The 13,163-nt window shown below is 69.9% G+C and carries 17 protein-coding genes and 1 tRNA gene; 11 read left to right on the top strand and 7 right to left on the bottom strand.

Annotation, left to right across the window (positions count from 1 at the left end; genetic code table 11):
- Positions 1-91: 91 nt before the first annotated feature.
- From AX721_RS19140 to AX721_RS19125, 5 genes are all read left to right on the top strand, one after another.
- The gene (locus AX721_RS19140; RefSeq protein ID WP_068877573.1) at positions 92-229 is read left to right on the top strand and encodes an entericidin A/B family lipoprotein; all 138 of its coding nucleotides are present in this window, start codon (positions 92-94) and stop codon (positions 227-229) included.
- Positions 230-293: 64 nt separating this feature from the next.
- Positions 294-689, top strand: a complete 396-nt coding sequence (locus AX721_RS19135) for a DUF983 domain-containing protein (RefSeq protein WP_156467259.1) — start codon at positions 294-296, stop codon at positions 687-689.
- A 79-nt stretch (positions 690-768) separates the two neighbouring features.
- A complete protein-coding gene (locus AX721_RS26970) occupies positions 769-927 on the top strand; it encodes a DUF3309 family protein (protein ID WP_082765605.1) in 159 nt (52 codons plus the stop codon).
- A gap of 62 nt (positions 928-989) precedes the next feature.
- Complete coding sequence (locus tag AX721_RS19130) at positions 990-2,324, top strand: MFS transporter (RefSeq protein WP_082765604.1); 1,335 nt, start codon at positions 990-992, stop codon at positions 2,322-2,324.
- A gap of 1 nt (position 2,325) precedes the next feature.
- Positions 2,326-3,045, top strand: coding sequence for a DUF599 domain-containing protein (locus tag AX721_RS19125; RefSeq protein WP_068877571.1), 720 nt, complete (start codon positions 2,326-2,328; stop codon positions 3,043-3,045).
- Here the strand turns inward: AX721_RS19125 and AX721_RS19120 are convergent.
- Genes AX721_RS19120 through AX721_RS19110 form a run of 3 tightly spaced genes read right to left on the bottom strand, consistent with a single transcriptional unit; the run spans position 3,011 to position 4,019 of the window.
- Positions 3,011-3,349 carry an MmcQ/YjbR family DNA-binding protein gene (locus tag AX721_RS19120; protein ID WP_082765603.1) on the bottom strand — a complete coding sequence of 113 codons (339 nt, stop codon included), beginning with the start codon at positions 3,347-3,349 and terminating at the stop codon, positions 3,011-3,013. The genes AX721_RS19125 and AX721_RS19120 overlap by 35 nt on opposite strands.
- Complete coding sequence (locus AX721_RS19115; protein WP_068877569.1) at positions 3,346-3,681, bottom strand: MmcQ/YjbR family DNA-binding protein; 336 nt, start codon at positions 3,679-3,681, stop codon at positions 3,346-3,348. The genes AX721_RS19120 and AX721_RS19115 overlap by 4 nt, the downstream gene beginning before the upstream one ends.
- Positions 3,678-4,019: an MmcQ/YjbR family DNA-binding protein gene (locus AX721_RS19110; protein WP_231733354.1), complete on the bottom strand. Its 342-nt coding sequence runs from the start codon at positions 4,017-4,019 to the stop codon at positions 3,678-3,680. Before AX721_RS19110 ends, AX721_RS19115 begins: the two co-directional genes overlap by 4 nt.
- A 166-nt stretch (positions 4,020-4,185) precedes the next feature.
- On the opposite strand from AX721_RS19110, the gene AX721_RS19105 reads away from it, so the two are divergent.
- The 3 genes from AX721_RS19105 to AX721_RS19095 all read left to right on the top strand — a co-directional run bounded on the left by AX721_RS19105 (position 4,186) and on the right by AX721_RS19095 (position 6,186).
- On the top strand, positions 4,186-5,112 hold the full coding sequence (locus AX721_RS19105; protein WP_068877568.1) for a lipopolysaccharide assembly protein LapB: 927 nt from the start codon (positions 4,186-4,188) through the stop codon (positions 5,110-5,112).
- Positions 5,079-6,047 carry a hypothetical protein gene (locus tag AX721_RS19100; protein ID WP_068877567.1) on the top strand — a complete coding sequence of 323 codons (969 nt, stop codon included), beginning with the start codon at positions 5,079-5,081 and terminating at the stop codon, positions 6,045-6,047. Before AX721_RS19105 ends, AX721_RS19100 begins: the two co-directional genes overlap by 34 nt.
- Before the next feature lie 49 nt (positions 6,048-6,096).
- A tRNA-Ser gene (locus AX721_RS19095) sits at positions 6,097-6,186 on the top strand.
- A 733-nt stretch (positions 6,187-6,919) separates the two neighbouring features.
- Here AX721_RS19095 and AX721_RS19090 read toward each other — a convergent pair.
- Entirely contained in the window at positions 6,920-7,900 is a 981-nt protein-coding gene (locus AX721_RS19090; RefSeq protein WP_068877566.1) for a FecR family protein, read from the bottom strand.
- A gap of 97 nt (positions 7,901-7,997) precedes the next feature.
- Entirely contained in the window at positions 7,998-8,543 is a 546-nt protein-coding gene (locus AX721_RS19085) for an RNA polymerase sigma factor (RefSeq protein WP_068877565.1), read from the bottom strand.
- 252 nt (positions 8,544-8,795) lie between these two features.
- Here AX721_RS19085 and AX721_RS19080 point away from each other — a divergent pair, with 252 nt between their 5' ends.
- Positions 8,796-9,362 (top strand): outer membrane protein, encoded by a 567-nt coding sequence (locus AX721_RS19080; RefSeq protein ID WP_068877564.1) that lies wholly within the window; start codon positions 8,796-8,798, stop codon positions 9,360-9,362.
- A gap of 121 nt (positions 9,363-9,483) precedes the next feature.
- On the opposite strand, the gene AX721_RS19075 is transcribed toward AX721_RS19080, so the two are convergent.
- Positions 9,484-10,344 carry a helix-turn-helix domain-containing protein gene (locus AX721_RS19075; RefSeq protein WP_068877563.1) on the bottom strand — a complete coding sequence of 287 codons (861 nt, stop codon included), beginning with the start codon at positions 10,342-10,344 and terminating at the stop codon, positions 9,484-9,486.
- 121 nt (positions 10,345-10,465) lie between these two features.
- Between AX721_RS19075 and AX721_RS19070 the strand changes: the two genes are divergently transcribed.
- Together AX721_RS19070 and AX721_RS19065 are read left to right on the top strand one after the other, a co-directional pair.
- Complete coding sequence (locus AX721_RS19070) at positions 10,466-12,049, top strand: GMC family oxidoreductase (RefSeq protein WP_231733353.1); 1,584 nt, start codon at positions 10,466-10,468, stop codon at positions 12,047-12,049.
- A 145-nt stretch (positions 12,050-12,194) separates the two neighbouring features.
- The gene (locus AX721_RS19065) at positions 12,195-12,551 is read left to right on the top strand and encodes a response regulator transcription factor (protein ID WP_197422647.1); all 357 of its coding nucleotides are present in this window, start codon (positions 12,195-12,197) and stop codon (positions 12,549-12,551) included.
- On the opposite strand, the gene fixJ is transcribed toward AX721_RS19065, so the two are convergent.
- Positions 12,548-13,162: a response regulator FixJ gene (gene fixJ / locus AX721_RS19060; RefSeq protein ID WP_068877560.1), complete on the bottom strand. Its 615-nt coding sequence runs from the start codon at positions 13,160-13,162 to the stop codon at positions 12,548-12,550. The genes AX721_RS19065 and fixJ overlap by 4 nt on opposite strands.
- Position 13,163 lies beyond the last annotated feature (1 nt).

Here is a 13,163-nt window from a genome sequence, read left to right as displayed (position 1 = left end):
CCAGCCGGCCGAGCCGGGCCTCCATCCGCCGCAAGCTTGACTAGATAGACGGCGCAAGAGACCTAAGGCTCATTCGAGAGGGGTTCTTCCCATGCGCAAGCTGATCGTTCTGACCGCCGCCGCCGCCGCCCTCCTGGTGTCGGCCTGCAACACCGTCTCCGGCATCGGCAAGGACGCCTCCGCCGCCGGGCGCGCGGTGACCGGCGCGGCGGAAGACGCCAAGAAGTAGGTCGGGTGCGGCGGAAGGCCCCCGGGGCCTTCCCCCCTGCGCGGCGAGGGCGCATATGGGCGCCATGGCCGAATTCCACCATCCGCTGTTCCGCTCGATCGGCCGGGGCCTGTCACAGCATTGCCCGTGCTGCGGCAAGGGTCGCCTGTTCGGCCGCTATCTGAAGGTCCAGCCGGCCTGCGAGGCCTGCGGCCACGATCTGGCCCGCTATCCGGCCGACGACGGCCCGGCCTATCTGACCATCCTGCTGGTGGGGCACCTGATCGTCGCGCCGATGCTGTTCTTCCCCGTCGTCTGGGAAACCTCGCCGCTCTATTCCCTGCCCATCATCCTGGGCGCGCTGACCGCGCTCACGCTCCTGGTCCTGCCTCGCGTGAAGGGCGGCTGGATCGGGATCATGTATGCGCTGCAGTCCACCGACCGCGAGCACCGCCTGCACACGGCCGACGCAGCGGACTAGCGAACGGCGCCCGCAGGGAACCCGACCTTCACCATTCGCGTTCGATGCGGTCGAGGTCGGGGGACCGGAGGAGAGCGCCATGTCCCTTGGGACCATTCTGATCATCATACTGATCCTGCTCCTGCTGGGCGCGCTGCCCTCGTGGGGTTATTCGCGTAGCTGGGGATATTTCCCGAGCGGCGGCCTAGGCCTGGTGCTCGTGATCGTCATCATCCTCGTAGTGATGGGACGGATCTGACGTTGGCGTAGTCCGCGGCTGCCCCTAGCATCGGCCTCAAAAGTCGAGCTGGGGGAGACTGCATGACCGCGACGGAGACCGGGGCCGAGGCCCAGATCCCGCCGGGGGTCGCCACCCCAGGCCTCACGGCTGCTCAGCGTTTCAGGGCCATCCTCGGCGGATCGGCCGGCAATCTGGTCGAATGGTACGACTGGTTCGTCTATTCGGCGTTCGCGGTCTATTTCTCGAACCACTTCTTCCCCGGCGACGACGATCTCGCCGGGCTTCTGAAGACCATGGCCGTGTTCGCGGTGGGCTTCTTCGCCCGTCCGCTGGGCGCCTGGCTCATGGGGCTCTACGCCGACCACGCCGGCCGCAAGACCGCCCTGACCGCCGCGGTCAGCCTGATGTGCGGCGGCTCGCTCATCATCGCCGTCCTGCCCAGCTACGAGACCATCGGCGTGGCCGCCCCGATCCTGCTGGTGGTCGCGCGCATCCTCCAGGGCCTGTCGGTGGGCGGCGAGTACGGCGCCAGCGCCACCTATCTTTCCGAGATGGCCGGCCGGCGCCGCCGCGGCTTCTGGTCCAGCTTCCAGTTCGTGACCATGGTCATGGGCCAGCTCATCGCCCTGGGCATCCTCAGCCTGCTGCAGATCACGATGGACCCGGCGGACCTGGAGAGCTGGGGTTGGCGCATTCCGTTCTTCATCGGCGCGGCCATGGCGGTGGTGGTGTTCTGGATCCGGAGCCGGATGGACGAGAGCCAGTCCTACGAGGTCTCAAAGGCCTCCGGCGCCGAGCGGGCGCGGACGATGATGCTGTTCATGCGCTACCCCAAGCAGACCCTGACCATCTTCGGCTTCACCGCCGGGGGCTCGCTCGCCTTCTACGCCTTCACCACCTACATGCCGAAGTTCCTGACCGGCACTTCGGGCTTCCCCGGGCCTACGGCCACCGGCATCACAGCCGCCGCCCTGGTGGTGTATCTCTTCGCGCTGCCGTTCTTCGGTTGGCTCAGCGACCACTGGGGACGCAAGGCCACCCTGTTCATCGCCTTCGGCGGCGGCGCCCTTGCGGCCTATCCGGCCCTCTCGATCATCGCCGGAACCCAGTCCCCGTTCGTCGCCTTCGCGCTGGTCGCCACCCTGGTGTTCCTGATGTCGGGCTACAACGCCGTCAGCGCGGTGGTGAAGGCCGAGCTGTTCCCCGCCAACGTCCGCGCCCTGGGCGTCGCCCTGCCCTATGGCACGGGCACCGCCATCTTCGGCGGCACGGCCGAGCCGATCGCGCTCGCCTTCAAGCGGGCCGGCCTGGAAAGCGGATTCTACGTCTATGTGGCCTTGGGTATGGCCGTGGCGTTCCTCATGATCTTCCTGCTGCCGGACAATCGGAAGCACAGCCTGATCCTCGAGGACTGACATGGCCCTTCTGGACATCATCGCCCTTAGCGTCTTCGCCCTGGCCTGGTTGTTCTACGAACCCCTGCTGACGGCGTTCGGCAAACGGCGAGGCGGCGTCCTCAACACCGACATGACCGTCATTCGCACGGCCTGGATGACCCAGATGACCGGACGAGAAGTGCGGCTGATGGACGGCCAGCTTCTGGGCCACGCCCTGAACTCGGCGTCGTTCTTCGCCTCGTCCAACCTGCTGTTGATCGCCGCGGCCGCGGGCGCTCTGTTCGGCGGCGACAGCACCTTTCGCTCGGTCTCGGCGCTGGAGGTGGTGAGAACCTCCTCGCGCATGCTCTTCGAGATGCAGCTGGCGCTGGTGCTGGTCGCCCTGGCCCGCGGGCTGCTCGATTTCATCTGGTCGATCCGCCAGCTCAACTATTGCCTCGCGGCGTTGGGGGCGACGCCCGAACCCCTGGCCGAGGACCAGCGCGCGACCTATGGCGCGCTGCTGGCGCGGCTGCTGAATCCCGCCCTTAGCTCGTTCAACTCAGGCGTCCGGGGCTACTACTTCGCCCTGGCGGCGGCGGCATGGCTGTTCGGCCCCTGGGCGTTCATGACCGCCACCCTGGGCGCCGTCGCCCTGCTGTTCTGGCGCCAGCGCAGCTCGCCCGCCGCGGTGGCGATCCACGAGTTCCGCCGACTGCTGGAAGCTAGAGCCCCAGCTCCGCCCGGGTCGCCTTCGTGAGCTTGGCGGCGATCAGGCCGTGCGACGTGGCGAGCCAGCCGGCCGCGTCCTCGATGTCGGTCTCGTCGATGTCCACCAGCACCCAGTGGCCCTTGGCGAAATAGGGCGCCTGGCGGCCCGGCCCGCCGTCCTCGGTCAGCACCACGAAGCCGATCTCGCTGACCTTGAAGGCCAAGCCATTGGCGATACCGCATACGGCGAACACCTTGCCGCCCACCTTGTAGACGTCGGACCCGCCCCATTGGATCACATGGGTCGCCGCCGGCAACGCCATCGCCACGGCCTGGATCTCCTCGCGCGTCATCCCAGCCCCAGCTCCCGACGCGCCGCTTTCGTCAGGCCGGCCGCGGCCAGCCGGTACGACGTCTCGATCCATCCGGCGGTCTCGTCCCGCTCCAGCCCGGACAAGGGGATATTGACCCAGTGGCCCGGGACGAATCCCGGCGCCGGCCGCCCGGGCCCCTCCCGGGTCAGCACCTCGTAGGCGATCTCGGTGGCTTTGAACGACAGGCTATCGGCCTCGCAGATGGCGAACACCTTGCCGCGCACCTTGTAGACGTCCTGCCGCCGCCAGAGCGTGATCCGCGTCGCGTCCGGCAACGCCATCGCCACGGCCTGGATCTCCTGCGGCGTCACAGCCCGATCTCGGCCCGCTGCTTCCTGGTGAGCTTGGCCGCCACCAGCCCATGGGCGGTCCGCACCCAGTCCGCCACCTCCGCCGCGTCGTGCGCCGCCAGGTCGTCAAGCATCACCCACCGGGCTCGCGCCAGATAGGGCGCTGGGCGCGCCCGGCCGGCCTCGACCAGGGCCTCGAAGGCGATATCGGTGGCCTTGAACGACAGGTTCGAACACGCGCCGTCGGTGGCCGCGAACATCTTGCCCGCCACCTTGTAGACGTGGTCGTCGCCCCACTGGACGTCCATGTGCGCGCCGGGAAGGCCCATGCACGCGGCGTGAAGCTCATCGCGGGTCACGGGGCCGACGCTCCGTCGGACGTCTTGAACAGCATGCGCGCCTCCGGAATCTGGATCGGCCGGCAGATCGTCGAACGAACACAGTTTTGCATCTTGCCAAGCCGGGTTGAAGCGGCGCGACATGGCCCGGCATACACGCGAACCACACTTGTGAGGAGGATGCGCGATGCGGTCGCTCAGGATCATGCTGCTGGCCGGCGCGGTCGCCGGCCTGACCACCGCGGGAGCGTTCGCCGCCGGCAGCGGCGGGGGGACCGGAATGGCCATGCCTTCAGCCTCGGCCCCCGCTTACGACCCCGCCGAGGAATACGCCAAGGCGGTCGCCTCGATCCAGGCCAAGGACTACAAGGCGGCCGCCCGCGCGGCCCAGCGGGTGACCGACGCGGCGCCCAAGAACGTCGACGGCTGGCGGCTGCTGGGCGTGGCCCAATCCGGCGCCCAAAACTGGAAGGGCGCGCGAAAGGCCTATGAGCGGGCGGTCAAGCTGTCGCCCGACGACCTGCCCAGCCGCGCCGGCCTCGGCATGGCGCTCGCCAACCTCAAGGACCCCAAGGCGCAGGAACAGCTCGCCTGGCTGAAGGCCAAGGCCGCGGATTGCGGGGCCGGCTGCGACGCGGCGACGTTGCAGTCGCTGACCGCCGAGGTCGAGAAGGCCCTGGCGGGCGGAACCGCCGCCGGCCAGCCCAGCGCGGCGCTGGAGGGCGGCTCCCTGCTGTTCGCGGCCGCCGGCGACCAGGCCTACGTGCAGGCGGTCGGCCTGATCAACGAGAAGCGCTACGACGAGGCCCTGGCCTCGCTGGACGCGGCCCGCGCCGCCTTCGGTCCTCATCCCGACATTCTCACCTACCAGGGCTATGCCTGGCGCAAGAAGGGCCGGTTCGATCGGGCCGAGAGCTACTATCGCCAGGCGCTCGCCGTCGCGCCCGCCCATCGCGGCGCCACCGAATACTATGGCGAGCTGAAGGTGGAACGGGGCGACGTGGCCGGGGCGCGCCTGATGCTGGCGGCCCTGGACCGCATCTGCGCCTATGGCTGCGCCGAGGCCGAGGAGTTGCGCCGTTGGATCGACGCCGGCGGCGAGCCCGGGCTCTAGGGCTCGCGATCGCGTTCACGGGCGCGGCCACCGCCCTGGCCGCCGATTCCCGGCCGCCGCTGCAGGCCCTGTCGTGGGTTCCGCCGACCGACGACGCCGTGCGCATCTTCGCGACCCAGCCGACCGAATGCCTGAAGGCCCCCGCCGAGCCGGCGGCGGCGCGGTCGGTGGAAATCGGCCGCGCGGCCTTTCGCACGCCCCTGCTGCTGGGCGGCCAGGCGGCGCGCGCCGGCCTGTCGTGCGAGAGTTGCCACCGCGCCGGCCGCGGCAACCCCGACTTCCAGTTTCCCGGCGCCTCGGGCGAGCCGGGCACCGCCGACGTCACCCTCTCCCTCTTCTCCAGCCGTCGGGGCAACGGCGTCCACGACCCGAGACCGATCCCCGACCTCTCCGGCCCGCGGTCGGCGCTGAAGGTGGCGGCCGCCGACCTGCCCGGGTTCATCCGCGGCCTGATCGTGGAGGAGTTCGACGGCCGCGAGCCGCCGGCCGCCGTGCTGCAGGGCCTGGCCGACTATGTCCGGGCGCTGGATCCGGCGGCCTGCCCCGGCATGCCCCGCGAGCCCGTCTCTCCGCGCCGGTTGTTGGACGATGCCCGTCGCGCCGTCGCCGTCGCCGAAGCCGCACTGGCCGCCGGGGACCGCCCGACCACCGTCCTGATGATCGGCGCCGCCCGCGCCCGACTGTTCCTGATCGACGAGCGATATGCCGGGCAACCTGGGGAGATCGCCCGCCTGCGCGCAGCGGACCTGAACCTCCAGGGCCTGCAGGCGGCGGTGCGTGAGGGCGATCCCGGCGCCGCGGGCGGCCTCGCCCGCTGGCGCGCGGACTCCCGCCGGCTCGAAGCCCGCTTGGTCGCGGCTCAAGGGCGGTCGCTGTTCGATCCGACCCGCTTGCAGCAGGCGACGAACCGCCGCTTGCCCCCGAAGACCTCCTGACGGTATATGCCCGCCTTCCGCCGGGGCCCCACTCCCCCGCGCGGCGTGTGGTGAGGTGGCCGAGTGGTTGAAGGCGCACGCCTGGAACGCGTGTATAGGGGAAACTCTATCGAGGGTTCGAATCCCTCTCTCACCGCCACAACAGCCCGACGCTTCAGACTTGTGGAGCGCTAGAGGCAAGCTCCGAAGCCGTAGCAGGCGATGAACAAGCGGCTGATCGGATTCGCGATCGCGATGAAGACCAAGCAGCCTGCCACCAATAGCCAAAGGCCCCACGTCGGCAGCTTCACGCCTTCGACTCCAATTCGCTTCCGTCCAGCCAAGCGCTGCTTGTGTGGGGGGCGGCCCCAGAACGAAGAAGCCCCGGCCGAGGTGTGACGTCCTCAGGCCGGGGCGGTGGTCTCGTGCGCGAAACCGGACTGGAGAACCAGTACGCGCCTGTGTGCGCGGCCCGAGCCGGCCGCGATCAACAGGCGCACGTTAACATCCTTGGCTGTTTCGGCCAAATCCGCATTGTGACGCATGGAGAGGCGCGGCCCTGGACGCTCTCCCGCCAGGGCCGCGCTCAGCCTTACCCGGCGCGACCGTGGGCTCGGAACGCGCGCCGCATCTGACTGTTGCGCCGGGTCACGGCGCGATTTTCCGACCCTGCTTCTCCAGAAAGCGATAGGTCGCGGGGGAGACGTCACGCCGCGCGGCGACCCCTAGGTCGCCACGAAAAAAATCACGTCGCCGCCGAAAGCATCATCCGTGCGGGCGACCGGCCGCCGGAGCGCGTCTGGCGCACCTGGTTCCGATTGCTGAGTTTGCCGAAGGCAAGGACGCGGCCGAGCAACGCCTCGGGAGGGTCGGCTCCGCTCCGGCCTTTGAATTTACTTCCGAAGAAGCAGCAGGCCCCGCTCGGACGGCACTGATCTTACGGGGAGCATCAGGGTCAGGCGCGCCATGACCGCAGCCTGATCATCGACGACAATGACTCCGGTGATGGGCATCCGGCCCAATTCGGGGTCGGAAATCTCGATCTGGTGCTCGAATTGCCGGTTCAGGTCGGCCACGACATTCGCCAGGGGTTCGGCGCGATAGACCAGCCGGCCGATGCGCCAGCCGAGCGCTTCCTCAGGGTCGACGGCCCTCAGCTGTTCCACGCCTGCGCGGTCGACTTCGAGCCTCTGGCCCGGCGTGAGCAGAAAGGCGCGACCAGAGGCCGCAGAGGTCGCCGGCGTGACCCGGACCTTGCCACCCGCCACGGTCACCGCCAGTTCGCCATGCCGGCTGCGGACGTCGAACCGAGTGCCAACGACGCGAACGAGGCGGCCCGACGCCGCCACGGTGAATGGCCGGCCGGGATCGTGCGTCACGTCGAAGATGGCCTGACCGTCCGCCAGGGTCACCTCGCGCGCGGACCGCGTCAGCCGCACGCTGAGGCTCGTCTCCGCGTTGAGGTCGATCACCGAGCCGTCGTCGAGCGTGATCTTGCGCCGCTCACCCTTGCCGGTGGCGAAGGTCTCGGCAGGGGGTTCGGTGACGAGGCCCGGCACGACAGCCACGGCCAGAGTGGCCGCGAGCGCCGCGCCACCAGCCCCGATCAGCCATCCGCGCCGGGTCGGCGCCCGCCGCAGGGTTTCGTGGCGCGCCTGGGTCGTCAGTTCGGTCAGGACGTCGTCAGCGCAGCCCTCGAACTCGTGCCACATCGCCAGGGTCCGCCGGTAGGCGGCCGCATGCGCCGGCGCCGCGGCGAGCCAGGCTTCGAAGTCGAGGCCGTCGCGCTCGGTGACGTCGTCGCGCTGCAGGCGCGCGAGCCAAGCGGCGGCGTCGGCCATCGCCCGTTCCTCCTGCGTCGCCATGCTGCTCATCGGACCGTCCACCCAGTCCAGGCGAACAGCGCTGGACAGCGGATGAGACGGCGCCGCCCGCCCCCGCCCCTAGGCGCGCCGGAAAATTCTCTGCCGGTCATGACCGCAGCCTCTGCGAGAGGTTGCGGATCGCCGCCTGGATGTGCTGCTCGACCATCTTCACCGAGACGCCCATCGCTTGGGCGGTCTGGGCCTGACTCAGCCCTTCCAGCTTATGGAGCCGGAACGCCCGCCCCATCTGAGGCGGCAGCGCGGCCACGGCCTCGGCGAGCTGGCGGACGCGCTGCTTGGCGACCACCACCTCGTCAGCAGGAAGCTCCTCGACGATATCCTCGCCGGAGAGCATGGCGCGGGTCTCCATCCTCCACTGGCCGGCGCGCCGGGACGACCGCTGGGTGCTGCGCACGTGATCGATCATGAGGTTGGCGGCCATGCGGTAGAGCAAGGCCGAGGGTGCGCGAACGTCGGTCCCGGCGTCCATCGCGGCGAGCTTCAGGTAGAGATCCTGGATCAGGTCTTCGGCGGTGGCCATGCAGCGCGTGCGCGAGGCGAGGAACAGCAGAAGGCTCTCGCGCTTCTCGAAGAACGCCTGGACCAGCGGGCCGTCCTCCGCAGCTTTCTTGGACGGCCCGGAAGGCGCCAAGTGATTTCCTCCTCAAGTCTCGCGGCCGAACGCGCGTCTATCTCCCCGCGGCATGGCGAAAGATGGGGGATTAGCCAAGCTGTTTCACCTGGAATCGAGGCCCGCGCGCAATCCCGAAGGCGCGAGCCCTCGCCGCCGCAGCGCTTTTCCGCACAGCTTTGAAAGTCCGCGCGTTGCGTGGAAGCGACGCGCCCTCGACGGCCCCAACTCCTTCCCATCAATCCCGGGCGAACCGGGGAAGGAGAAAACCACATGAAGTCTCTCACTCTGGCGGCTGTGGCCGCCGCGACCACCTTCGCCGCCGGCGCCGCCTCGGCGCAGGACGCCAACTGGTATGTCCAGGGCAACGCCGGCGCATCGTTCGAGAGCCGTCTCGACGCCACACCCGATCGCAAGGGTGACACCGGCTGGGCCGTGAGCGGCGCCGTCGGGCGCGAATTCGCGAACAACCTCCGCGCCGAGGCCGAGATCGCCTACCTCAGCGCCGACAACAAGGGCGCAACCCCCGGCAAGACCTCGACCGTCGGCGGTTTCCTCAACGGCTACTACGACTTCAACCGCGGCGGCGCCTGGCAGCCGTTCGTCGGCGCCGGCGTCGGCCTGGCGCAGGTGAAGTCGCGCGGCGAGGACGACACCGGCTTCGCCTATCAGCTGAAGGCCGGCGTGGCCCATCCGTTCAGCGACCGTCTCACCGGCGAGATCGCCTACCGCTACCTGGCGGTGACCGACGTGAAGGCCGGCGCCGGCCCGACCCGGTTCGATGGCGACTATCACACCAACGCGGTCACCGTGGGCTTCCGCTACAAGCTCGGCCTCTAGCGCTCCCCCAGCCTGAGGCCCGCTCCGGCGTCTCGCCCTTCCCCCCACCCGGGGCGAGCGCCGGAGCCTTTCATTCGTTGCAGCTAGCGCGCCCGGAGACAGCTCCGGGCGCGTCGGCGTTTCAGGAAGCAGCCAGGGCCCGCGGCCCGTCGGCAGCCAAGCTGCGCCGATAGCTGGACGGCGTGGCGCCGTAGGCCGCGCGGAAGGCCGACGACATGTGGGCGTGACTGGAGAAGCCGTAGCGGGCGGCCAGGGTCGACAGGTCGTCCGCGGTCGCCTCCAGCGCGACCCGAACCTCCTCGAGACGGCGCGAGAGCACGAAACGATGAGGCGTCTGGCCCACCGCGCTCTGGAACGCGCGCGTGAAATGGGCGCGGCTGAGGCCGGCTTCCGCTGCAAGCTCCGCCACCTGTAGCGGCCGGTCCAGGTTGGCGTCGATAAAGGCGGTCAGGCGCCGCAGCTTGTGCGGCGTCAGCGCGCGGGTGGCGGCGGCCGACTGCGGCGAGGCGGCGACGGCGGCGGCCCGCACCAGCAGGCTCTCGGCCAGGGTCTCCACATAGCGGGGGTCGGAGGCGTCCTCGTCGCGCAGGACCCGGCGGATCTCCTGGGCCAGCAGGCGGACGCCGGGGTCGCTCGCGCCGCGCGGCACATCCTCCAGGTCACCCAGCACGAGATCGCGGTCGCCATCGTAGGCGACGGCCAGCACCTCCATCGGCTCGGGGTGGTGGATCTCCAGCGACGTGCCGGGCTTCAGCAGGGCGAAGGCGCCCGGCCGGCACCCCTGTTCGGCCACCGACCTCGGCGCCTGGAAGACGTACAGCAGCATCGGCCGGTCGCCGGCGTAGGACAGGTCGAACGACATGGCGGCCTGGTGTCGAACCCTGACGGAGCCGGCGCGAACGGTGAGGATGGGGTCGGCGCCCTGGGCGCCGCGCCCGGCGGACGGGGTCCGGGCGAAAGGAATGATTTCGGCGACTGACACTTAAGCTCTCCGGCGCCCCTAGATGGGCGCCCGGCGCGACCTCCGCTAGAACGCCTGGGAAGCGAACCGAACGAGGAGCCGCATCCTGGCCATCTCCACTTCCGAGGACGCCGACGTCATCGTGGTGGGCGCCGGTTCCGCCGGCTGCGTGCTGGCCGATCGGCTGTCGGCGGACCTCTCGCGTCGGGTCCTGGTGCTGGAAGCCGGTGGCAAGGACGACTGGATCTGGTTCCATATTCCCGTCGGCTACCTCTTCTCGATCGGCAATCCGCGCGCGGACTGGATGTTCGAGACCGACCCGATCCCGGGCCTGGACGGCCGCAGCCTGCGCTATCCGCGCGGCAAGGTGATCGGCGGCAGCTCGGCCATCAACGCCATGATCTACATGCGCGGCCAGGCCGCGGACTACGACGGCTGGCGGCAGCGGGGATTGGCCGGTTGGGGCTGGGACGACGTCCTGCCGCTGTTCCTCGACCAGGAGGACCACATCGCCCCGCCGAACGCGCACCACCGCCAGGGCGGCGCCTGGCGCGTGGAGCATCCGCGGATGCGCTGGCGCGTCCTGGACGCCTTCGCCGAGGCCGCGGAGATGGCCGGCGTGGCCCGCGTGGTCGACTTCAACACCGGCGACAACGCCGGCAGCGGCTACTTCCAGGTGAACCAGCGGGCGGGCCGGCGCTGGAGCGCGGCGGCCGGGTTCCTCAAGCCGGCCCTGGGGCGGCCGAACCTGCGCCTGGAAACCGCCGCCCACGTGGAAAAGGTGCTCATCGAAGGCGGTCGCGCGGTCGGCGTGCGCTGGAGGCGGGGCGGCCAGACCTTCGAGACAAGAGCTCGGGACGGGGTCGTGCTGGCGGGCGGCGCAGTGGGAACCCCGCACCTGCTGGAGTTGTCCGGCGTCGGCGACGGCGCGCGGCTGGCGGCGCTGGGGATCGAAACCCTGCGCCATCTTCCCGGAGTCGGCGAGAACCTTCAGGACCACCTGCAGATCCGGCCGATCTACGAGGTCTTCGGCGTGCCGACCATGAACGCGCTCTACAGGTCATGGTGGCGGCGGCCGCTCATGGCGCTGGAGTACGCGACCTTCCGCAAGGGGCCGATGTCCATGGCACCGTCCCAGATGGGCGCTTTTGCCCGCTCTTCGCCCGAGCATGCGACGCCGAACCTGCAGTTCCACGTCCAACCGCTGTCGTTGGAGAAGTTCGGCGATCCGCTGCACGCCTTCCCGGCCATAACCATCAGCGTCTGCAACCTGCGCCCCACCAGCCGGGGCGGCATCCATGCCCGTAGCCCCGACCCCGCCGCCGCGCCGGCGATCCAGCCCAACTACCTCGCGACGCTTGAGGACCAGCGCGTCGCGGTGGAGTCGTTGCGGCTGGTGCGCGCGATCGCGGGCCAGCCGCCGTTGAAACGCTACGGGGCCCGTGAGCGGGGGCCGAGCTCCGCCGCAATGAGCGACGAGGAGATTCTCACCGCGGCGCGGCAGCTCGGCACGACCATCTTCCATCCGGCGGGAACCGCGAGGATGGGCCTGGGCTCCGACCCCCTCGCGGTCGTCGACGCCCGGCTGAAGGCGCACGGGATCGGGGGACTGCGGGTCGCCGACGCCTCGGTCATGCCGGCGATCACCTCGGGAAACACCAACTCGCCTACGATGATGATCGCAGAGAAGGGCGCGCGGATGATCGTCGAGGACGGCGCCGTCTGAGCGGGGCTGCGGCTACCGTAGTTTCCCGTAGGTGACCGCCCGGGATTTCAGCGACCGGCGTTTGACGTCACGATCCGGGCTCCTCGCCTGAACGGCGTTCACCCAGCCCAGGAAAGCCGACCACGACGCCATGGCGCCCCCGGCTGTGCATATCATCGACGACGATGAGGCGGTGCGCGACTCGCTGGCGATCATGCTGGAGACGCACGGCTTCGAGGTCATGACCTACGCCACGGCGCAGGCATTCCTGTCCCAGGCCGAACGTGGCGTGGCCGGGTGCGTGATCACCGACATCCAGATGCCCGAGATGAACGGCCTGCAGCTGCTACGGGCGTTCAAGGCCCTGAACATGCACATGCCGGTGCTGGTGATCACCGCGCGCAACAGCCGAGCGCTGGCCGGGGAGGCCCTGGCCCAGGGCGCCCGCGCCGTGATCGAGAAGCCATTTGCGGCGGAGGTTCTTGTCCAGGCCGTGCGGGCGGCCCTGGACGCGGCCGCCTAACCGCCCGTGTTCGCCTCGATCGCCATTCGGACGAGGTCGGACAGGCTGTCGGCGCCCATCTTCATCATCAGGTTGGCCCGATAGGCCTCAACGGTGCGAGGGCTGATGCCGAGCTCGCGGGCGATCTCCTTGTTCGAGAGGCCGCGAACGACCCCGTCGAGGACTTCGCGCTCGCGCGCCGACAGCGCCGCCAGCCGTTCCGCCGCTTCGCTGCGGCGGCTGTCCCGATCGCTGCGGGCCTCGAGCTGGGTCAGGGCCTGGCGGACGGCGGCCACGATGGTCTCGGCCGAGTACGGCTTCTCGATCAGGTCCAACGCACCGTTCTTGAGCGCTTCCACCGCCGTCGGCACGTCCGCCTCCCCGGTCAGCACGATCACCGGGAACTGCGGCAGCCGGTCGCTCAGCCGGCGGAGCAGCTCAAGGCCGCTGATCTCGGGCATGCAGACGTCGGTGACGACGCAGCCGCTGGCCGCTCTTTCGATCCCATCGAGGAAGGCGGCGGCCGACGCATAGGCGCTGACGGCGAACCCCGACGCGTCCAGCAAGGTCACAAGCGAATCCCGCACCGCATCGTCGTCGTCGATGATGTGGACTGTCCCCCCCAGCGTCATA

Source organism: Phenylobacterium sp. CCH9-H3, from assembly GCF_001557235.1.
Taxonomy (GTDB): domain Bacteria; phylum Pseudomonadota; class Alphaproteobacteria; order Caulobacterales; family Caulobacteraceae; genus Phenylobacterium.
The sequence above is the reverse complement of the archived record's forward strand: the minus strand, read 5'-3'. Positions and strand labels throughout refer to the sequence as shown.